We start from the raw sequence: 21,049 nt of genomic DNA, 5'->3' as shown, positions 1-21,049 counted from the left end.
ACACATGGGAAACCATAGTGATGGCGCACAGGAAGTCTCCTCGGTCGCAGTCTCCTCGACTGAAGGAACCCGGGATTCTTTTCCCGATCCTGGTCTGCCGCCCCACTCCCCGCGTCTGACCGATATCAGCTCCAAAAAGGCAAAGTCGGCAGAGCGCGGCGTAATACTGCTCTTCCTCGTGTCGATCCTTGGCGCCCTGCTCTTTTGGGTAGCTTATTTCGGCATTAAAATTGGTGGAGATTACTACGACGTACTGAATCCTGAACCCACCAACCAGCTGCGACTGCAGAATTTGCTGTTGGGCTTGGGCATCGCGTTCTCGATGTTCGGTATTGGTATCGGCATTGTTCAGTGGGCTCGCGCTCTTATGCCCGACCATGAAATGTCCGAAAGCCGCCATGCAGTACGTACCGAAGAGGATCGTGCAGACGCTGTTGAAATCATGGACACCATCATTGATGAGTCCGGTATCAAGCGTCGTCCCCTGCTGCGCAACACTTTGATCGGTTCGGTCATCCTCGCACCGCTCACCTTCGTCACTTTGTTGCGTGACCTTGGCCCGGCTGATCCGTCGGTTCTCAAGTACACACTGTGGGATAAGGGCGTGCGCCTGGTGCGCGACCCCTCAGGCACTCCTATCAAGGCAGCAGATGTCACTCTAGGCTCTGCATACCACGTACTCCCCGAGTCTCTTTCTAGCCTTTCTCACGAGAATGGTTACATCGAAGAGAAGGCAAAGGCAGTTGTTCTGCTCATGCGTCTGGATCCTGCAGAGATGAAGATCTCCGAGGAGCGCAAGGACTGGCATGTCGACGGTATTGTTGCCTACTCCAAGGTTTGTACTCACGTTGGTTGCCCCATCGCACTGTACGAGCAGCGCACTCACCATCTGCTGTGCCCCTGCCATCAGTCGACCTTCGACGCAGCAGATGAGTGCAAGGTTGTGTTTGGCCCCGCCGGTCACGCACTTCCCCAGCTACCTATCACTGTTGACTCGCAGGGTTACCTCGTGGCTCAGAGCGATTTCCACGAACCCGTTGGTCCCGGTTACTGGGAACGCGGTCAGCACACTAAAGAAATGAAGGGTGAGGCTTAATCATGTCCCATACTTCAACCGCACCCGAATACGAAGCCAAGACAACCACTGGTCGTATCGCGAACTTCGTTGATACCCGCGTGGGCATGTCTGGCATCGTCAAGGAATTTGGTCGCAAGATCTTTCCTGACCACTGGTCGTTCATGTTCGGCGAAGTGGCGCTGTACAGCCTGGTCATCCTGATCCTCTCAGGTACCTTTCTGACGCTGTGGTTCAATCCTTCTATGGCTCCGACCGCTTACGACGGTTCTTACGTGCCGATGAAGGGTACTGAGATGTCGGTGGCTTACGCATCGACTCTCCATATTTCCTTTGATATCCGTGGCGGCCTGTTGTTGCGACAGATCCACCACTGGGCAGCACTGTTGTTCATGCTGGCTCTCACCATCCACATGCTGCGTGTGTTCTTCACCGGTGCATTCCGCCGTCCGCGTGAGCTGAACTGGCTGGTGGGTTGTGCACTGCTCATTTTGGGTATCTTTGCAGGCTTCACCGGTTACTCGCTTCCCGATGACGTGCTCTCCGGTAACGGTTTGCGCATTATTGACGGAATTATGAAGGCTATCCCGCTGGTGGGAACCTATCTTTCGTTGTTCTTCTTTGGCGGAGAATTCCCTGGTACCCAGCTGATTAGCCGCCTGTACTCCATGCACATCATGATCATCCCGGCAATGCTTCTGTTGCTGGTAGCGATTCACTTGTTCATGGTCGTTACTCACAAGCACACCCAGTACCCTGGCCCGGGTCGCCGTGAAGACAACGTTGTTGGTTTTCCTGTAGGCCCCGTGTATGCAGCTAAGGCCGGCGGTTTCTTCTTCATCGTCTTTGGAATCATCGCCTTCTTGGCAGCTACCTTCACCATCAACGCTATTTGGAACTATGGTCCCTACGACCCCTCACCGGTTCAGGCAGGCACTCAGCCTGACTGGTACGTGGGCTTCGGCGATGGCGCCTTGCGTCTGTGGCCTGGCGTCTGGCCCTTCCCCTGGGAATTCAATTTCCTCGGTGGAACCTGGGTTCTCAACGTTCTTCTCCCCTTTGCTTTGATGGCCGGTTCGGTCATAATGGCAATGATGTTCTGGCCGTGGATTGAACGTTGGGTCACCCGTGACAACCGTGAACACCACGTACTGGATCGTCCGCGTAACGCACCCTTCCGTACTGGCGTGGGTGTTGCCGGAATCATTGGATACGGTTCGTTGATGATCGCCGCTAGCTCGGACCTCATCGCTACCCACTTCCATGTTTCACTGAATGACGTTGCCTACTGGTTGCGTGCACTCTTTGTCCTCGGTCCCCTCGTTGGCTTCCTAATTACGTACCGAATCTGCCTCTCCTTGCAGCGCAAGGATCGTGAGCTGGTTCTGCACGGTGTGGAATCTGGCCAGGTTGTTCAGTTGCCGCACGGTGAATTCATCGAGGTACATAAGCCTCTGGATGAGTACCGCCGTTACAAGCTGGTTTCATTCGAGAACCATGAAGTGCTTCCCGCTCAGCCCAATAAGAAGGGGAAGATTTCTCTTCTGGAGAAGTCCCGCGGTGGCCTTTCGAAGATGTGGTTCCAGGATCGGGTTGCTCCAGTAACCCCTGCTGAACTTGAAGCTGCAGCGCATCATCACGATGCTGAACAGCTGGAAGGTACGCACCATTCCCAGCTGGAACGCTAACCAATAAACAATCAGCAAAAGGAGGGCCTCCCGCTACTTAACGTAGCGGGAGGCCCTCCTTCATTTGTCCCTCATATCTCATAGTCGGGACGTTCATCGCTGAACGTTTGGATGTTCTGGTTATCAAGTGTAAATTCACTCATTCTCCTGGACCACGTTTTGAACCAGTAAGCTACGCGCTCGGATCTATGAGAGATACGCACTCTCTCCTCACCCGACTCACGGCAAAAGAGCTGTTTACAAGGATGGCTATTTGGTGCTGAGGGTTGTCTCGCATTTCTGCACTGGTGAACCAACCTCCTAGGCCCTTCGAACTTGCATGGGGTTAAAGCGAATCAATACGGATGTGGTCGTCAAGAGTAACTGGGTATGAGAAGCTCTCATTCCTTTTCTCAAAGACTTATATGCCCTCCGTAGTAAAGGGATACTTTGAGGCAATGAAAGGAGCTGAGAAGGCCTTTCAGCGCAGTTTTAACGGGGATCCACAATCTCTCAGAGATATTGCAAGTAAATAACGTGGAAATAGAGTAGCCAGTAGATGGCTAGGCGCTAAATATAGACCGATGGGTTGTGGTGTGTTGCTTGCACAAGTTACGCGCCATCCAGAGAGATTTAAATGGCGTTCTCTACGGGAGGGTGTATAGCTCTGTGTTCCAATTCAATTGCGGATTGCACCCGCCATAAGGGCGATGCCAAAACAGGGCTGACATCTGCTCCCAGTCTGTAAAACAACTTCGGAGATTACCCGAGACTCAAAAAGTTCATGACTGGGGTCTCGATGATAAGGCTCCAGCAACTGTAGTGATGCTCTGTGAAATCATTGAGTCGATAGATTGTCCAAATACTCCAAACCACTCATGCCATCCCCCCCCGTCACGTCTGTGCGTGGGATCTTATACTTCTCGCCCACCTATATATCTCATAGATAAGGGTTAAACATGCAAAGAAGGGGCCTACCGTTGAAAACAACGGTAGGCCCCTTCTTTGATCGTCTCTTAGCTGGAGAACAGCTAGATAGACGTACTAGTGAGCGTGATCTCCACGGCTGTACTCATATACCCAACCTACGCATCCAAGGATGGCGACGATTCCGGCGATGAGAGCCAACCAGTACTGTCCGATAGCCATAGCGGTTACGAGTACTGCACAGATAGCGCCGATAACCAAAGGCCACCATGACCACGGGGAGTAAAAACCGTACTCGCCTGCTGCATCTGCAATTTCCCCGTCAAGGTTGTCGTTGGGCTGATCAGGATGTTTCTTATCGGTAAACATCAAGAAGGTGCCCAAGAAGAAACACATGGCAGCGGTTGCAAGAAGCGCGGGGAATCCAGCCCAATCGTCTAGCTTGGTCATGATGCCGTAGACAATGCCAACCGGGATCAGGAATACGCCGATCAGGTTGAAAAGAATACCTATTGTACGCATTTACTGATCTCCTATCGGACGGTCGCCTGGCGGGCTGCAGAAGCGATGTCTACGTTAGTAGACAATTCGGGGTGATGCAGATCCAGCGCCGGACGCTCGGAACGGATGCGGGGCAGAGCCGTGAAGTTGTGGCGCGGCGGCGGGCAAGAGGTAGCCCACTCGAGCGAACCACCGAAACCCCACGGGTCATCTACTTCAACCTTGGTTCCGTAACGATGAGTGGTGTATACGTTCCAGAAGAAGGGAATCAGTGAGATGGCAAGGATCATCGAGCCTACGGTAGAAAGCTGGTTCATCCAGGTGAAACCATCCTCAACCATGTAGTCGGCGTAACGACGAGGCATACCATCTACACCCAGCCAGTGCTGGATCAAGAAGGTGGTGTGGAAGCCGATGAACAGCAACCAGAAGTGAATCTTGCCCAGACGCTCGTTGAGCATGTAACCGGTCCACTTCGGCCACCAGAAGTAGAATCCACCGAACATCGCAAACACGATGGTTCCGAAGATCACGTAGTGGAAGTGTGCCACCACGAAATAGGTATCGGAAAGGTGGAAGTCCAACGGAGGGGTTGCCAGGATGACGCCGGTGATACCACCAAACAGGAAGGTAACCAGGAAGCCCATGATCCAGATGAGCGGGGTTTCGAAGGTGATGGAACCCTGCCACATGGTGCCGATCCAGTTGAAGAACTTCATACCGGTCGGCACACCGATCATCATGGTCATAAAGGAGAAGAAGGGAAGCATCACAGCTCCGGTGACGTACATGTGGTGAGCCCACACGGTCACGGAGAGAGCCGCAATCGCGATGGTAGCGAAGACCAGACCCTTGTAACCGAAGATCGGCTTACGGGAGAAGACCGGAATAATCTCAGAAACAATGCCGAAGAAGGGCAACGCAAGCACGTAAACCTCGGGGTGTCCGAAGAACCAGAAGAGGTGCTGCCACAGAATAGCGCCACCGTTCTCGGGATCAAAGATGTGGCCACCGAAGCGACGGTCCATACCCAATGCGAAGAGAGCGGATGCCAGCGGCGGGAAGATCATGATGATCAAGATCGCCGTGATCAGAGTGGTCCAAGAAAAGACCGACATACGCCACATCGTCATACCCGGTGCTCGCATGCAGAGGATGGTGGCGATGAAGTTGACACCACCCATGATGGTTCCGAAGCCCTGAAGCGCCAGACCGAAGACCCAAAGGTCTCCACCGACGCTCGGCGAGTAGGTGGTGCTATTCAACGGTGCGTATGCAAACCAACCGAATGAAGCTGCACCCTGCGGGGTAATAAAGCCTGCGATAGCGACCAACGAACCGAACAGGAAGAACCAGAAAGCCAATGCGTTCAAGCGCGGGAAGGCAACGTCCGGTGCACCGATCTGAAGCGGCACTAGCACGTTGGCAAAGCCAGTAAAGGCCGGGGTGCCGAACATGAGCAGCATCAGAGTACCGTGCATGGTGAACAGCTGGTTGAACTGTTCCTTGGTCTGCAGGATCTGCATGCCGGGCTCAAAGAGCTCCATACGCATGAGGAGCGCCATGATGCCGGCCACGCAGAAGAAGATAAAGGAAGCGATCAGGTACATGTACCCGATGGTCTTATGGTCGGTGGACGTCAGCCAATTGACGATGATTCGTCCTTTGGACTTTGGGACCACCCGCGGGGCAACCTGAGTTGCCGAATCCGCTGAATACTCGAGAGTAGTCAAGGGTCACCTCTTATTTCGTGGTGTTCATGTTGGGGTTACGGTTGTACTCGTCACCGAGGCGGCCCGGCTGGAGTTCACCCATATGCTTCTTAAATTCTTCAGGCGAAACAACCTTTACGTTGAAGAGCATCTCAGAGTGGTACTCACCGCAGAGTTCGGCGCACTTGCCGGCGTAGGTTGCTTCTTCTGAACCAGTCGTGAAGTACATGTGGTTGGTACGACCGGGGATGGTGTCTCGCTTTTCAAGGAATGCGGGGACCCAGAAGGAGTGGATAACGTCTCGCGACTTCAACTGAAGATCGACAGTTGAATTAGTCGGCAGGTAAAGGGTGGGAAGAGTTTCCTCAACACCCTCCTCACCAGTCAGATGGGCCTGGTTGCCCGAGAAGTGCACGTCCTGAGGTACTTCCCCACCCTTCAAGTAGTTGAAGTCCCAAGCCCACTGCTTGCCGTATACCTCAACGGTTACGGCGGCTTCGTCGGCCTTCGGAGCGGTAATGTCGCGTTCTGCGCGATCAGAGAAGCTGAAGAGGCTGACGATAAGCACCACGGGAATGATGGTGTAAAGAATTTCGAGCGGAGCGTGATAGCTCAACTGGCGGGGGTAACCGGTCTCGTTCTTGCGGCGACGGTAAGCAATGATGCACCAGAGCATCAGACCCCACGTAATGAGGCCAATGACCAATGCCGCTACCCACGAACCGATCCATAGGCTCATGATCGTGTCAGCGTTATCGGTCACTCCACGCTTGGTCGGCAAGAAGCCAACCTCTGCCTGATCTGAACAACCAGTCATAAGCAGTGCGGAAGCCAGCGTTAGGCCTGATACGGCCACGCCCTTCAGCTTTCGGCTGCCGGTTCGATGCTGCGAACTCACAGACGGCCCTTCCTTTTGCGATGTGCGTGCTTTAGGCTCTTTCCACTAATGAGACAGACTGAGCCTAAAATCCTTTCAATACGAGCTTACCCTCTTGCTCAAGCATCTGGTGACAGTCTGTCACTGAGAACGGCAAGATTTTCTTAATTTTCGATCGGGTACATAGAAAATGGCCCGCATCCGTCACGGATGCAGGCCATTCATCAACGCAGAGAGGTGCTTAGTGGAACGAATCTCCACAGGCACATGAGCCCTGAGCATTGGGATTGTCGATGGAGAAACCTTGCTTTTCGATAGTGTCTTCAAAATCGATGGTGGAACCGTCGAGGTAAGGGACGCTCATTCGGTCAACAATGACCTCTACCCCGTTGAAGTCCCGTACTGCATCACCGTCGAGGAATCGCTCGTCGAAGTACAGCTGATAGATCAAACCGGAGCATCCACCCGGCTGAACAGCTACGCGCAACCGCAGGTCAGTTCGGCCTTCCTGTTCCAGGAGTGCGCGCACCTTTTCTGCTGCTACATCTGTGAGATTCACACCGTGAGTAGCGGTTTCTTCCGAAAGTGTTTCAGACATGAAATCACCCTTTCTAAGACTGAAAGCTTGTTGCTGTTCATTATTCCCTGATTGCATTGCTAGAGCAACGTCTGAGCTGTTCAACAAGGGATTGTGAGCGCCTATTCCCCCTGCGGCCAGCTCCCCTGGCTCAGCTGAGCTATCATGAGCGATTCGGCAAGGATAGCCTTTTCAAAATCTGGCAGATACAACGACTCATTAGCGCTGTGCGCGCGGGTATCCGGATCTTCGATTCCGGTAATCAAAATCTGTGCATCAGGGAACACGTTCTTGAGGTCTGAGATGAAGGGAATAGAGCCTCCCAATCCAGTGCAGACGGGGTCAACTCCCCAAGCTGTCTTCATGGCCTGTAATGCCAACTGTGAACCAGCTTCGGCTGTATCAGTTTGGAAGGGCAGACCCGCCTCATCTGCCGAGTATTCCACCTGGACGCCCCAGGGGGCGTGGTTGTGGAGGTGTTCCTCTAATTTCTGATGGGCACGTTGAGGATCGTCGCCGGGTGCCAGTCGGAGGCTTATACGCACTCGGGTTTCAGCCGCCATAGTGTTGGATGAATGCGCGACTGAAGGAATATCCATGCCGATGATGGATAGGGCGGGTTTTGCCCACAATCGACCACCGATGGAGCCTGAACCCAACAACTCAGTAGATGGAAGAATCCCTGAATCTTCACGGAATTGAGACTCTGAGTATTCAACTTCAGGTTCAGGTGCAATGTGCAAACCTTGAACTGCTACTTCACCTTGATCGGTGTGTAAAGTTGCAGCAAGACGCATTCCTGCCGTATAGGCATCGACCATGGGGCCACCAAACATACCGGAGTGAACCGCGTGATCAGCTGTTCGCACAGTGAAAGTTGCACTCACAACTCCGCGCAACGAAGTGGTGAGAGCAGGTACACCTGTTCGCCAGTTAGCCGAATCGGCCACGATGATGACGTCCCCCGCTAGTTGCTGTCGGTATTTTTCAATGAATGCGGTGAAACTGGGCGAACCCGCTTCCTCTTCACCTTCAATAAACAGGGTAACTCCCGCTTTGAAGTCATCACCGAGTACTTCCTTGGCGGAGCTAAAGGCTGCGAGATGGGCCATCACCCCAGCTTTATCGTCTGCGGCTCCACGCCCATACAGTCGGTCACCTTGTTGAGTGGCCTGGAACGGTTGGGTATTCCATAGTTCTTCATCGCCTGCAGGCTGCACATCATGATGGGCATAGAGAACGATCGTGGGGTAACCCTCCGCGGCGCGCTTTTGGGCGATGACCGCAGGCATGCCTTCTTTTTGATCTGCACCATAAGTCGCTGAGCAAATTTCAGCGGTCTCGAACCCTGCGTCCAGAGCTAACTGCTGTACTTTCTCGGCGCTCCTACGAACCTGTGACAAATCAAAGGATTCCCAGGCTACCGAGGGGATTGCAACAAGGTCGGATAGAAGCGAGAGCGTGCGATCGAAGTTTTGCTGCACCGAGTTTTCGAGTGCTGAATGGTACTTCTCTAAATCAAAGTGTTGAGGTGTCATGTCTCTACCCTACGCCGCCCATGCGACCTGTGCGATTGTCCGGTATTCTAAGGGGGTGATTGGACGTAAAAAGAAATCAACTGGTTCTGGCAGCGTGCGTGCAGAAGATCTGGATCTGGCGCAGGTTGAACAAGAAAATAAGTCATCTGAGGCTGCTTCATCAAGCGGTTCGAAGGCAATTGACCCCAAGGTGACACCGCCCAAGGGACGTCCCACCCCCTCCCGCAAACAGCAAGAGGCGGCGCGACGTCAGCCTCTGGTGCCGGCAGATCGTAAAGCAGCCAAAGCAGAGGAACGTGAAGCTGCCCGGGAGCGTCGTTTGCGTGAGCAACAGGCTATGCGCACCGGAGATGAGCGTTACCTTCCGTTACGCGATAAAGGCCCTCAGCGTCGGTATATTCGCGATTTCATTGACGCGCGGTTCAACGTGGGCGACGTTCTGATCTTCATCATGCTCGCTGTATTTATTGCTGGTATGTTCATTGAACCTTTACGTGTCTGGTTCACCCTCATGATGTGGGTCTTATTGGGCGCTTTCTTCATCGATTCGTGGTTGATGTGGCGCAAACTCAAGGCACAATTAATCGCCAAATTTGGTGAGATTCAAACCGGATCGGGCATGTACGCATTCAATCGCGTCATGATGGTGCGCCCCTTACGTATGCCCAAGCCCCAGGTGAAGCGAGGAGAATTTCCTCGCTTATAACGGTCCATAGCTGATCTGCAGAAATCCAATGGAGGCGGGCCGAGACATTCAATCTCGGCCCGCCTCCACATTTTTAACCTTGCTGACGTTTACGCCGTATTTTCACAAGCTCTTTGTTGATTCGCCAAGCCCATAGCGGCCCCTCATAGAGAAATGCGGTGTATCCCTGCACCAGGTTCGCACCTGCGTCAAGACGTTCCTGAACGTCCTCGGCCGTTGACACGCCTCCGACGGAAATGAGAGTCATGTCCGAAGGCATGTGTTGACGTAGCAACTGAGTGACCTCCAAAGACCTGCGTTTCAGAGGTTGCCCCGAGAGTCCACCCGCCCCGATCTCTGCGATCTCTTGGGGATCCGCCGTCAAACCCAGACCCTCACGGGCGATGGTGGTGTTGGTTGCAATGATTCCGTCCAGGCGAAGTTCTCGAGCCAGCTCCGCCACCGCGATGACATCTTCATCGGCAAGATCCGGTGCGATTTTTACCAGGAGCGGAACGTGCCGATGAGACACCACAGCATCGGCTTCCTCACGCACCGCCATTAAGAGTGGTCGCAGTGTCTCGATGGATTGCAGGGTCCGCAGTCCTGGGGTGTTGGGTGAGCTCACGTTGACCACAAGGTAGTCTGCGTGAGTCGCAACCTCACGCGTGGAAAGTCGGTAATCGGCTTCTGCATTTTCCAGCTCCACTACCTTGGTCTTACCGATATTGATACCAAGAACAGGACGGGCCCCACGAGAATCGCCATATTCACGCTCCAAGACCTGCATTGCCCGCCGCAATCGCGGGGCAACCTTGGCCGCACCGTCGTTATTGAAGCCCATGCGATTGATGACGGCCTTGTCCCCCACCAAACGGAACAGGCGCTTCTTCGGGTTTCCTGGTTGCGCCTGCCCCGTCACGGTGCCAACCTCTACGTGTCCGAAGCCAAAGTCGGTGAGAGCGTTGATGGCCAACCCCGCCTTATCGAAGCCGGCGGCGACTCCAAAGGGGGTGGGGAAAGTAAGCCCCATTGCTTCGCACTCCAGCGCCTTCTGAGGTTTGAGCCAGCGGGAACATAATGACGTGACCCGGGTCGCTCGCAACAACCTGAGGCCTGTATAACCCACATGGTGCGCGAGCTCAGGATCCATCTTTTTAAAGACAATGTTGAATATCGTGGGATAGATTCTCATGAAACTACTTTCCTGATGAATGGGTAGAGGAATCAGAGGGCGAGGCGATGGCATCTTGGGCACCCCCATAACGACGATCCCGACGGGCATACTCTTCAACAGCATCCCACAGGGTCAATCTATCGACGTCAGGCCACAGAATGTCGAAAAAGATCATCTCCGCATAGGCGCTCTGCCACAACAAGAAATTAGAGGTGCGTTGCTCCCCCGATGATCTCAAGAAAAGATCGACGTCTGGAACCTCGGGGTTATAGAGGTACTGCGCGAATTTCCTTTCTGAAATATCCCCGGGTTTTACCTTACCTTCAGAGACATCGTGAGCGATCTGAGCAGCCGCGTCAGCAATTTCTGCGCGCCCACCGTAGTTGACGCACATGACCAGTGTGCAGGCAGTGTTATCTTTGGTCTGCTCTTCGCAAAATTCCAGTTGCTTGATGACCGATTTCCATAGCTTCGGCTTGCGGCCGGCCCATAGAATGCGTACACCCCACGATTGAAGGGTGGGCAGTTGCCGCGTTAGGACGTCCACCGTGAAACGCATGATGAAGCTAACCTCGTCCAGGCTTCTCTTCCAATTTTCGGTGGAGAACGCATAAGCCGAGACGTAGGGAATTCCCATCTCAATAGCTCCTGCAACCACATCCACCAAGGAGGCTTCCCCCGCTTTGTGGCCCTCGTTGCGCGGCAAACCTCGCTCATTTGCCCACCGTCCGTTGCCGTCCATCACCACTGCGACATGCTGCGGAACGAATTGAGCGGGGATAGCTGGAGGACGTGCCCCGCTAGGATGCGGGTCCGGCGGGGAAAATGATGGCATGGTTATCCCTTTCTCATGAGGTCTAATGATTTTAGAGGTTTTTCGGTGGTGTGTTGGACGAAGGCGGTCAAAACGGTGAATGCCCTCTCCCGAGTGCCCGAAAGTATCAGATCATCTATTTTTTCCCAATCCCCGAAGATGGTCGCTGAAAGATAATCGAAAACATCTGATCCCAGCGTATAAGAGACTGGTTCCCCGGTAGCTTTCATGCATTCATCGCACAGCATCCCAGCATCCAGTTGCAATCCTCCGTGATTGAGGGGCCGACTACAACGGTGACATTGATGGGTTGAAAAGCCCCATCCGGCGATGATCAACGACCGCCCGAGGAAGGCCACGACAATATCGATGATAGGGTGCGTATTCCGCGCTAAAGCAGAGAGAGCGCCAGCTAACAATACAAAATATCGACCAGCTTCATCGGTGTCGACATTAGCAGTGAAAGTCTCTGCGGATTCGCACAATAATAACGCCGCACTATAACGATCGAAATCAGCAACGATCGACGAGGCATAGGCGCGATGTGTGGTGACCTGCGCAACCGTGTGGAGATTCTTACCAGGAGCAAGAGAAACATTGACCAACATAAACGGTTCAAGTCTGCCACCGAATTTGGATGTTGTTTTGCGCACCCCTTTAGCCACAGCATGAACTACCCCATGCTCGGCGGTCAAGAGAATGACGATGCGATCGGTCTCCGCCAAAGGCTGCGTTCTGAGTACCAGCGCACGATCGGTATACGATCCCTGACCGGTCCCTGCTACCAATGCTTCGTACTTTCCTCGGATAAACAATATGCTGTGGTTGGTACGCTCGTACCAACCACAGCATATACCTATTTCAGAACCTAATTCTCATCTCGAAAGGCTCGGTTGACCGCAGAAGTCATTGCTTTCAGCGCAGCCCAGGTCGTCGAGTTGTCGATACCGATACCCCAGAGAACACGATCACCGACTGCCGCCTCAATATAGCTGGCAGCCTGTGCATCCGAGGTGGATGCTAGCGTATGTTCAGAGTAATCCAGCAATCGCAGATCTACACCCTCTTGTCGGAAGATATCCTGCATCGCGTCGATGGGGCCGTTGCCTTTGCCAGTTCGGTCGAACCGGCGTCCGTTGACGTTGAGCTGAACCCGCAACGTGGTGTTGGAATCAGCCATGGAGTCAACGTTCAAGGACTCAATGCGGAACCGTCCCCAACGACAGTGAGTATGTTCTGCAGGCAGATACTCGTCGACGAAATATTTCCACAATTTCTCGGTGGTTACTTCCCCACCTTCAGCGTCGGTCTGCGCCTGTACCACAGAGGCAAACTCAATCTGTGCCCGGCGTGGCAGATCTAAGCCGAACTCGTTCTTGAGCATGTAGGACACACCGCCCTTGCCCGACTGAGAATTGACGCGGATAATAGCTTCGTACGTCCGGCCCAAGTCGCGGGGATCAATGGGGAGATAGGGAACATCCCACACGAGATCGTCGATGCTCTTTCCCGCGGCTGCCGCAGAGGCTTCCATGGCCTCGAATCCCTTTTTGATGGCGTCTTGGTGAGAGCCAGAGAATGCGGTAAAGACGAGATCGCCGCCATAGGGCGAACGGTCGTGAACAGGCATCTGATTACAGTGCTCTACGGTTCGTCGTATCTCGTCGATATTCGAGAAATCAATCTGCGGATCGATTCCCTGGGTAAACATGTTCAAACCCAAAGTCACCAAATCGACGTTGCCGGTGCGCTCGCCGTTTCCGAACAGGCATCCTTCGATACGATCAGCGCCAGCCATATAACCCAGTTCGGCCGCTGCTACTCCGGTTCCACGATCGTTGTGGGGGTGCAGGGACAGGATGACATGCTCGCGGTTTGTCAGATGTCTGCTCATCCACTCCACCGAGTCTGCATACACGTTGGGGGTGGCCATCTCGACTGTAGCTGGCAGGTTGATGATCACCTCGCGGCCTTCGCCGATGCGCAACTCATCGGTCACGGTATTGCACACCCTTACGGCAAATTCTAACTCCGTGCCAGTGAAGGATTCAGGCGAGTATTCGTAGGTAATGAGGGTGTCCGGAGCCAATTGCTCCTCATATTTCATGCACAAGCGTGCACCGGTGAGGGCGATATCCAAGATGCCATCTTGATCCTGTTTAAAGACAACTTCTCTTTGGAGCACTGACGTGGAGTTGTAGAAATGTACAATCGCACGTCGAGCGCCGACGATTGATTCGAAAGTGCGTTCTATGAGGTGCTCCCGGCATTGGACCAATACCTGAATGGTGACGTCGTCGGGGATATGGTCTTCCTCGATGAGAGTGCGTACAAAATTAAAATCGGTCTGCGACGCCGAGGGGAATCCGACCTCGATTTCCTTGTACCCCATGTCGACGAGCAGTTTGAACATCGCTAATTTGCGCTCTGAATCCATGGGATCGATGAGAGCTTGGTTTCCATCGCGCAGATCGACGGCGCACCAACGCGGAGCTTGGGTGATCTCTTTGTTGGGCCAGGTTCGATCGGGAAGGCTAACTCCGATTTTTTCTGAAAACGGCCGGTACTTGTGCACCTGCATTTTCGTGGGTTGTTGCAAATTCTTCATGATGTACCTCTGTTTAACTGCCTGATGTGGTCGCTACATGCAAGACTCCGCAACGAACCTGCGACCTAGGATGAGGCGGCCTCGTTGCGGCAGGTAAGAAGTTCGCGCTTTATTATCTCGATCACACCATGAAGTTATCATTGGTCTGCGGCATCTGAGGAATTACTCGGCTTTATTCCATCATGTAAGACGGATACGAAGAGGCCTCTCGCCTGCTACTGCAGTGTCGAGAGGCCTCTAGCTTAATATTCGAATGATTGTTGGCAGGTTACCTGGCTCGCTGTTTGGCCGTTGGCATCACCGACGATCTTTCCTTGTTCCTGTTTGAGGGAATCGCCCTGTGTGAAGTCGGTACCAATCACCGCTGTCACAGTGGAATATGCAGCGGTGGCTTCAACCCGTGAGATTCCCAATTTCTGCGCCACCTTTTCCGCTTCTGCACGGTACCCGGCGGGATAGTAGACGGCGGAAGCGTTGTATTGCACGTCGCTCTTCTGAACCGAGACGTGAGAAAAATCAGCGCTTTCAATCAGTTGCTGTATCTCCTGACCCCGGTCCGATTTTCCAGAGGCATTAAGAACCGTGATGGCGGCGTCCATCCGGGGTTCAGCGGCCGTGGCCTCAGCCGACGGTGTTGCGGATGCCTGGGTAGCGGACGGAGCATCGGAACTGGGGGAAACTTCTGTTGATGCAGTTTTCTGTTCGTCTAAAAGCCCTCGATCTTCGCGCAAACGCTCAAAAATTGGCTGCGCTGAATCAGCGATTTGTAGCTTATTCTCATTACCTGAAAAGGGCTCATTGGGGACGGTCGCAAACACAACTTTGCTCAGTTCCACACCGGAAAAAATGGAACCAATATCAACGAGGGTTCTAGGGTTGGTCAAGCCCTGATCCACGGTTACGTTCTGGGTAATGGCTTCCGCAATGTTCATCATCTTGGAAGGGTTATTGAGAGTACCTTCCGCTTGAGTTTTGCGCAAAAGAGACGAAAGGAAGCTCTGCTGAGCTGAAATGCGGCTGGTATCGCTCCCGTCGCCATATCCATGACGAGAACGTAGGAACGCCAATGCCTGCTCCCCTTCCACCGAGGAAACTCCGGCGGGTAGCTTCAACCCACTGTAAGAGTCGTCAATCGGTTTGGTGACGCACACGTCTACACCGCCAACTACCGACGACAACGACTTGACAGCGTTGAAGTCAGCGAGCATGAAGTGATTGATATTAACACCCGTGATGGAGCTAATCGTGGCCACCGTGCAACCGGGCCCACCGTGGGACAGGGATTCATTGATTTGAACGTTCTCCCCCGCTGGGTAAACCTCTCCCGTTACGGGATCCGTGCACTGTGGAATGTCTACCATCAGGTCACGAGGGAAAGACAAAACGGAGACGTTCTGACGATCTTCGCTGACCTGAACCAACATCATCACGTCTGAACGAGCGCTCGACTGTGCGTCCTGAGAATCTCCATAGGATGAGTTGTTACCCTGTCGCGTGTCGGATCCGATCACCAAGATGTCTAGGGGGCCGCCGTCTGCCTGAGCGTTTGCAGATCCAAGGTTGAGGCTTGCCGTGTGGACGTTGGAACGCAGGCGGATGAGGCTAACTCCGGCCACGGCCGCAACAAAGAGTAGAACACCCACGCACGATAATGCCAGCCATGTGTACTTACGTGATTTGACTGGCTGTTGACGCATATGTCGACCAGAACCGACAAGGGTAGGTTCTGTCTTGTTGGTGCGATCAGTGGTGGCCACGTGATTCCCCTCAGGACGGATCGATGAAGTCAATAATGTATCAAAACGTTCAAGACGGCATATTGCCCCTGAAGCCTTGAACGTGGAGAGGGATCAGAATCCCAGGCGTCCGAGCGCTCGAGGGTCTCGTTGCCAGTCTTTGGCCACTTTGACATGGATATCGAGATATACCTTCGTACCGAGTAAGCGCTCAATATTTTCTCGAGCTTGCGCCCCAATGGATCGAAGTCGGGACCCGCCTTTACCGATAATGATTGCTTTTTGAGAAGATCGCTCTACAAAGAGATTGACGTGTACGTCCATCAACGGATTCGATTCCGGTCGGCCCTCTCGTAGGTCCATTTCCTCTACCGTGACCGCCACGGAGTGTGGCAATTCATCACGCACACCCTCAAGCGCTGCCTCGCGAACCAGCTCAGCCACCAGAGTGGCCTCCGGTTCGTCGGTCAGCTCTCCATCGGGGTAGAGCGGCGGGGAGTCCGGAAGGTACTCGCCCAATAGCTGCGCGACGTCCTCTACTTGAAAATCTTTAATCGCAGAGACAGGGATAATGTCCGCCCAGCCCCCCAAACCGTCGACGTAATGCCCCGCATTGCTGTGCGAGCCGCGTGATGAAGGACCAGAATCCTTGCGGAATGGTAATTCTTGCTCCCGCCCCTTGGCGGAACGTCGTTGCTGACGTTGTGCTCGTTGGGCGCGTTCGGCGCTCATGACTTCTTCACCGAGTGCATGCACCTCGATTAACTTTTCAGCCAGTTGTTCCGAACTAACGGTATCTGCTTTTGTCACAATAGCGATGATGGGTTTGGAGCCTGATGCTGCGATTTGCTCGGCAATGTACCGGTCGCCAGGGCCAACTTTTTCATTGGCCGGGAGGCAGAACCCGATAACGTCAACCTCGGAAAGAGTTTCTGCCACCATGTCGTTGAGGCGTTCGCCTAACAGCGTGCGAGGCCGGTGCAAGCCCGGTGTATCGATCAAGATCAGTTGAAATTCGTCTCGGTGAACGATTCCGCGAATGGTGTGACGGGTGGTTTGAGGTCGGTTAGACGTGATCGCCACCTTTTGCCCCACCAATGCATTGGTTAGTGTCGATTTACCAGCGTTGGGACGACCCACCAGTGAGGCGAAACCGGCAGAAAAGTCATCGGGTACCGATGCGAAATCCAAACTTACTCCCTTGAGCGTCAGCGGCTGACTTAGTGCACCTAATGTTACCCCGCCTGCGCGCCTCGCACAGGCGCGTAGGCAGGGTTCTAATGTTCTTCGAACCGTTCAGCGATCACGGAACCTTGGTGATCGTGGGCTTTATCTTCCTCGGGGGCAACCCACACCAACAACGTACCGATTTGGTTGCGGCGTCCACGGGTGCCGATAGCTCGAATGCGAATACCCTCGACCTCGATCTCGCTTCCCACAATGGGAACCCGGCCGAGGTGTTTAGACAGAAGGCCACCGACGGTATCTACTTCATCTTCTTCCAGTTCGCGGCCGAAGAGTTCCCCTAGCTCTTCAATACTCAATCTTGAGCTGATCTTGAAGGTTCCATCTTCTTCCATTTTGATTTCTGGTTTCTCATTATCGAATTCATCGGAGATATCTCCCACGAGTTCTTCAATGAGATCTTCCAGTGTCACGAGTCCGGCGGTACCGCCATATTCATCAACAACGATCGCCACGTGGGTGGACTCCCGCTGCATCTCTTTCAGCAGATCCATAACACGCTTCGACTCAGGTTCAAAACGTGCCTCACGCATCACGCTGTGCAGACTGGGCATGCCATGGGAAGTTCCTTCTGCAGCGATGAAGACTTCCATGACGTCCTTGAGGTAGAGAAAACCGCGTACGTCATCGAAATCATCGCCCAAAACGGGCACGCGAGAGTATCCCGAACGCATAAAGAGAGATAGTGCGGAACGAAGATCCTCGTCGATGTCGAGCGTCACCATATCCGTTCGCGGAACCATGACGGATCGGATGCGGGTCTCGTCGAGTTCGAAGATGGAATGAACCATCTGAGCTTCATCGTCTTCAATGGTCTCCGAAGAACTTGCCCGGACCACGAATTCACGCAACTCTTCCTCGGTGAACGAGGTCGAGCTGCTGTTGGATTCGTCGGGACGTTGCTCCTCGTGACGACGAAAACGAGCCGGAATAGGGCCCAGAATTTTTGTGAAGAGATAAAGCAAGGGGTGAAAGTTGCGGATGAAGCGGGCCGGTTGTGCACGCCCCTTACGGCGCGGGGTCGTGCCAAAGACAATGAACCCGATCAGGGTCATTGCAATGGCCGTGACGATCGCGCTAATCCAGAGGAAACCCGTGAGGTGCTGAACGATGGAGAACGCCAGCACTATAGAGAGGGTTTCAAAAAGCACACGCCAAAAACGAACAGAAAAATGGGTTTCGCCTTCATGTTCCAACATTCGGGCTAGGCGAGGGCGCTTATTCCCCTCGATGAGGTCGTCTGCCTCCCCGTGGGGAAGATAGACCAACGCGGCCTCTGTCGCGGTGAATACATAGCAGAGGAGCGAAGAAACTAACAGGCTGAGAATGAGTAAAAGGAGCGTCATCATACTGAGGAATCGTGGCGGGTCTCCACGGGCGCGTCTCGCCCCAGGAATTCGGTCAAAATAGAGCGTTGGATGCCAAACATCTCGGCTTCTTCCTCGGCTGTACCGTGGTCGTAACCAAGGCAATGCAGTACACCGTGAACGGTCAACAAGCAGAGTTCATCCATCGTGCTGTGCCCAGCATTGGCTCCCTGCCGGGCAGCCACCGTGGGACACAACACAATATCGCCGAGGACGCCGGAGGCGGGTTCTTCAACGGTACCGGGCTCCAGCTCGTCCATGGGAAAGGACATAACATCGGTGGGGCCGGGCAGGTCCATCCACTCGACATGGATTTCCGCCATGCGCTCTTCATCCACAATAGCTACCGAGACCTCGGTGTCTGGGCTGACATGCATGCGGTTAAAGGCGTGCAGGATCAGGCGATCTAACTCGGCGGTGTCTACCTCGGCGAAGGCTCTGCGCGTAAATTCATCGGCGTTTTCCGGGGCATCCATGATGTCGAATTCAGCTGTCATTGTTCTACTCCCCCGCCGCCGTAATGCCGTTCTTTTCCAACAATCGTTCGGCTGCGGCCTCGATGGTCCGGCGCTTGACCTTCCGATTGCGTTTACGTTCCATCGCCTGCTTATCCTCATCCCACTGTTCATAGGCAGAGACGATATTTGAGACCAAGGAATGGCGAACGACATCGGAAGCTTCGAGCATCGAGAAGCTAATATCCTCAACCTCGCCTAAGATCTGCTTCACTTGGCGGAGGCCCGAAGCCTGTCCGTTGGGCAAATCGACCTGAGTGACGTCACCGGTAATGACCATCTTCGACCCAAACCCGAGACGTGTCAGGAACATCTTCATCTGCTCGACGGTCGTGTTTTGGGCCTCGTCCAAGATGATAAAAGCGTCATTGAGGGTTCGGCCACGCATATACGCCAGCGGCGCGACCTCAATGGTGCCAGCTTCCATCAGACGTGGAATTGACTCCGGATCCATCATGTCGTGCAAAGCATCGTAGAGGGGTCGCAAATACGGGTCGATCTTGTCATTGAGTGACCCCGGCAAGAAGCCCAGTCGTTCTCCCGCCTCGACCGCAGGGCGGGTAAGAATGATTCGGTTGACCTCTTTGGACTGCAACGCTTGAACGGCTTTTGCCATGGCTAGATACGTTTTACCCGTACCGGCTGGGCCTATCCCGAAGATCACCGTGTTGTCGTCAATGGCATCAACGTAGTTCTTCTGGTTGACGGTCTTAGGCCGGATCTTGCGCCCACGTGAGCTCAGAATATTTTGGCTCATCGCGTGAGCTGGCTGATCAAGTTCGGCGCTTACCATGTCGATAACCCGGGTGACGGTATCTGCAGAGATGGTTATCCCCTGATGAGCGAGACGCGCTAACTCGCTGAGCAGACGAATAATCGTCGCGACAGCCTCGGAGGGGCCAGTCACCACAACATCCAAATCTTTGGGACGTAGGGAGACTGTCGGGAATCGTGACTCCACGATTGCAATGCTGGAATCCGAAGGTCCCATGACGGCGACCATTTCGCTCCGTGATCCGAAGGTGAAGGTTCTTGCTACAGAAAGCGGGCGGCTGGCGCCTGTGAGAGTTGTGGTCATAACCGGCTTACGCCTGATCAGAGCTCCTTAGACTCTAAGTATTAGTTCTCATATACAGGGTATCCTGCCAGAGTGGGTCTGGAGGCAGGGGGGCAATCATGCCCAGAGTGAACTCAACCTAAAACTCAGATGAAACTCCTCGCTGAGCCGCCTATTTTCACTGGAGCAGTTGGGTGTCACCATCGTCCCAGGAGGGTATTCACCTGTGATATGGCCGCAGCTCCAGCGGTGGAAGCTCTGAGGATCTCCGGGCCTAACACCCCGGTCTTTGCCCCGGCTGCGATCAACTGGGAAACCTCGTCCTCGCTGATGCCTCCTTCCGGACCCACCACGATGTACAACTCCCCCAGCCGTTCTGTGTCTAACTGTCGAATATGCTCAGATAATCGGAACCCCTCGCGTTCATCTAGAACAAATACCTCTGCACCCTGGTGGGTAACCTCTTCGATGAACCCCGTCAGTTGCTTGGTGGAATGGAGGTCGTAGACCGTGGGGATGAGAGCTCTACGAGCCTGTTTAGCTGCCGCTACTACCGTCTTTTCCCATTTGGCATGCGCCTTATCGGCGCGCGAACCTTTCCACTGCACGATAGAACGATGTGCCGACCAAGGAACGACTCCTACGGCACCGAGCTCAGTAGCTAACTCGATACCTAGTAAATCCCGATCATTCTTTGCCAGCGCCTGGACCAAATAGATCTCCGGGGTGCACTGCTCAGAATGAGTGGATTCCACGAGAACGCTCAGACCGTCACCGCTGAGTTGATAAACCTTACCGCAGACTCTCTGGCCTCGACCATCGGCGAGATGAATGTCTTCGCCCGGTTGCAGGCGCTTCACATTCTTTGCGTGATGCCCCTCATCTCCCGTGACCTCCAAGATATCTCCCACGGCACACTGGGCAATGATCGCGGGATCAAGGTAGAAAATTGGAGCCGTCATTCAGAGGGT

At 53.9% G+C, this 21,049-nt stretch carries 18 protein-coding genes; 3 read left to right on the top strand and 15 right to left on the bottom strand.

Annotated features, from left to right (window positions below; translation table 11 throughout):
- The first annotated feature begins 4 nt into the window (after window positions 1-4).
- On the top strand, window positions 5-1,096 hold the full coding sequence (locus VVR12_RS02700; RefSeq protein WP_368549567.1) for a Rieske 2Fe-2S domain-containing protein: 1,092 nt from the start codon (window positions 5-7) through the stop codon (window positions 1,094-1,096).
- A gap of 2 nt (window positions 1,097-1,098) precedes the next feature.
- Window positions 1,099-2,763: a cytochrome bc complex cytochrome b subunit gene (locus tag VVR12_RS02695; RefSeq protein ID WP_368549566.1), complete on the top strand. Its 1,665-nt coding sequence runs from the start codon at window positions 1,099-1,101 to the stop codon at window positions 2,761-2,763.
- A 1,023-nt stretch (window positions 2,764-3,786) separates the two neighbouring features.
- Here the strand turns inward: VVR12_RS02695 and VVR12_RS02690 are convergent.
- The 5 genes from VVR12_RS02690 to VVR12_RS02670 all read right to left on the bottom strand — a co-directional run bounded on the left by VVR12_RS02690 (window position 3,787) and on the right by VVR12_RS02670 (window position 8,874).
- Window positions 3,787-4,191, bottom strand: a complete 405-nt coding sequence (locus tag VVR12_RS02690; protein WP_368549565.1) for a cytochrome c oxidase subunit 4 — start codon at window positions 4,189-4,191, stop codon at window positions 3,787-3,789.
- An 11-nt stretch (window positions 4,192-4,202) separates the two neighbouring features.
- Window positions 4,203-5,903 carry a cytochrome c oxidase subunit I gene (ctaD, locus tag VVR12_RS02685; protein ID WP_368549564.1) on the bottom strand — a complete coding sequence of 567 codons (1,701 nt, stop codon included), beginning with the start codon at window positions 5,901-5,903 and terminating at the stop codon, window positions 4,203-4,205.
- 10 nt (window positions 5,904-5,913) lie between these two features.
- Window positions 5,914-6,780, bottom strand: a complete 867-nt coding sequence (gene coxB, locus VVR12_RS02680) for a cytochrome c oxidase subunit II (protein ID WP_368549563.1) — start codon at window positions 6,778-6,780, stop codon at window positions 5,914-5,916.
- 220 nt (window positions 6,781-7,000) lie between these two features.
- Window positions 7,001-7,357 (bottom strand): HesB/IscA family protein, encoded by a 357-nt coding sequence (locus VVR12_RS02675; RefSeq protein WP_368549562.1) that lies wholly within the window; start codon window positions 7,355-7,357, stop codon window positions 7,001-7,003.
- A 101-nt stretch (window positions 7,358-7,458) separates the two neighbouring features.
- On the bottom strand, window positions 7,459-8,874 hold the full coding sequence (locus tag VVR12_RS02670; RefSeq protein WP_368549561.1) for a dipeptidase: 1,416 nt from the start codon (window positions 8,872-8,874) through the stop codon (window positions 7,459-7,461).
- Between VVR12_RS02670 and VVR12_RS02665 the strand changes: the two genes are divergently transcribed.
- Window positions 8,873-9,580, top strand: a complete 708-nt coding sequence (locus tag VVR12_RS02665) for a DUF3043 domain-containing protein (RefSeq protein ID WP_368549560.1) — start codon at window positions 8,873-8,875, stop codon at window positions 9,578-9,580. The two genes, VVR12_RS02670 and VVR12_RS02665, sit on opposite strands and share 2 nt — an antisense overlap.
- A 73-nt stretch (window positions 9,581-9,653) precedes the next feature.
- On the opposite strand, the gene VVR12_RS02660 is transcribed toward VVR12_RS02665, so the two are convergent.
- The 10 genes from VVR12_RS02660 to VVR12_RS02615 all read right to left on the bottom strand — a co-directional run bounded on the left by VVR12_RS02660 (window position 9,654) and on the right by VVR12_RS02615 (window position 21,040).
- Window positions 9,654-10,754 (bottom strand): quinone-dependent dihydroorotate dehydrogenase, encoded by a 1,101-nt coding sequence (locus tag VVR12_RS02660; protein WP_368549559.1) that lies wholly within the window; start codon window positions 10,752-10,754, stop codon window positions 9,654-9,656.
- Window positions 10,755-10,758: 4 nt separating this feature from the next.
- On the bottom strand, window positions 10,759-11,571 hold the full coding sequence (locus VVR12_RS02655) for an isoprenyl transferase (protein WP_368549558.1): 813 nt from the start codon (window positions 11,569-11,571) through the stop codon (window positions 10,759-10,761).
- Between the two features lie 2 nt (window positions 11,572-11,573).
- Entirely contained in the window at window positions 11,574-12,338 is a 765-nt protein-coding gene (gene recO, locus VVR12_RS02650; protein ID WP_368549557.1) for a DNA repair protein RecO, read from the bottom strand.
- 80 nt (window positions 12,339-12,418) lie between these two features.
- On the bottom strand, window positions 12,419-14,158 hold the full coding sequence (leuA, locus tag VVR12_RS02645) for a 2-isopropylmalate synthase (RefSeq protein WP_368549556.1): 1,740 nt from the start codon (window positions 14,156-14,158) through the stop codon (window positions 12,419-12,421).
- 242 nt (window positions 14,159-14,400) lie between these two features.
- Entirely contained in the window at window positions 14,401-15,915 is a 1,515-nt protein-coding gene (locus tag VVR12_RS02640; protein ID WP_368549555.1) for an LCP family protein, read from the bottom strand.
- A gap of 93 nt (window positions 15,916-16,008) precedes the next feature.
- Complete coding sequence (locus VVR12_RS02635) at window positions 16,009-17,085, bottom strand: GTPase Era (RefSeq protein WP_368549554.1); 1,077 nt, start codon at window positions 17,083-17,085, stop codon at window positions 16,009-16,011.
- An 86-nt stretch (window positions 17,086-17,171) separates the two neighbouring features.
- Window positions 17,172-18,488 (bottom strand): hemolysin family protein, encoded by a 1,317-nt coding sequence (locus VVR12_RS02630; protein WP_368549553.1) that lies wholly within the window; start codon window positions 18,486-18,488, stop codon window positions 17,172-17,174.
- Window positions 18,485-19,003: an rRNA maturation RNase YbeY gene (gene ybeY / locus VVR12_RS02625; protein WP_368549552.1), complete on the bottom strand. Its 519-nt coding sequence runs from the start codon at window positions 19,001-19,003 to the stop codon at window positions 18,485-18,487. Before ybeY ends, VVR12_RS02630 begins: the two co-directional genes overlap by 4 nt.
- Before the next feature lie 4 nt (window positions 19,004-19,007).
- Window positions 19,008-20,099 carry a PhoH family protein gene (locus VVR12_RS02620; protein ID WP_368549551.1) on the bottom strand — a complete coding sequence of 364 codons (1,092 nt, stop codon included), beginning with the start codon at window positions 20,097-20,099 and terminating at the stop codon, window positions 19,008-19,010.
- A gap of 176 nt (window positions 20,100-20,275) precedes the next feature.
- A complete protein-coding gene (locus VVR12_RS02615; RefSeq protein ID WP_368549550.1) occupies window positions 20,276-21,040 on the bottom strand; it encodes a 16S rRNA (uracil(1498)-N(3))-methyltransferase in 765 nt (254 codons plus the stop codon).
- Window positions 21,041-21,049: the final 9 nt, after the last annotated feature.

The organism is Rothia sp. LK2588 (genome assembly GCF_040946465.1).
Lineage (GTDB): Bacteria > Actinomycetota > Actinomycetes > Actinomycetales > Micrococcaceae > Rothia.
The sequence above is the reverse complement of the archived record's forward strand: the minus strand, read 5'-3'. Positions and strand labels throughout refer to the sequence as shown.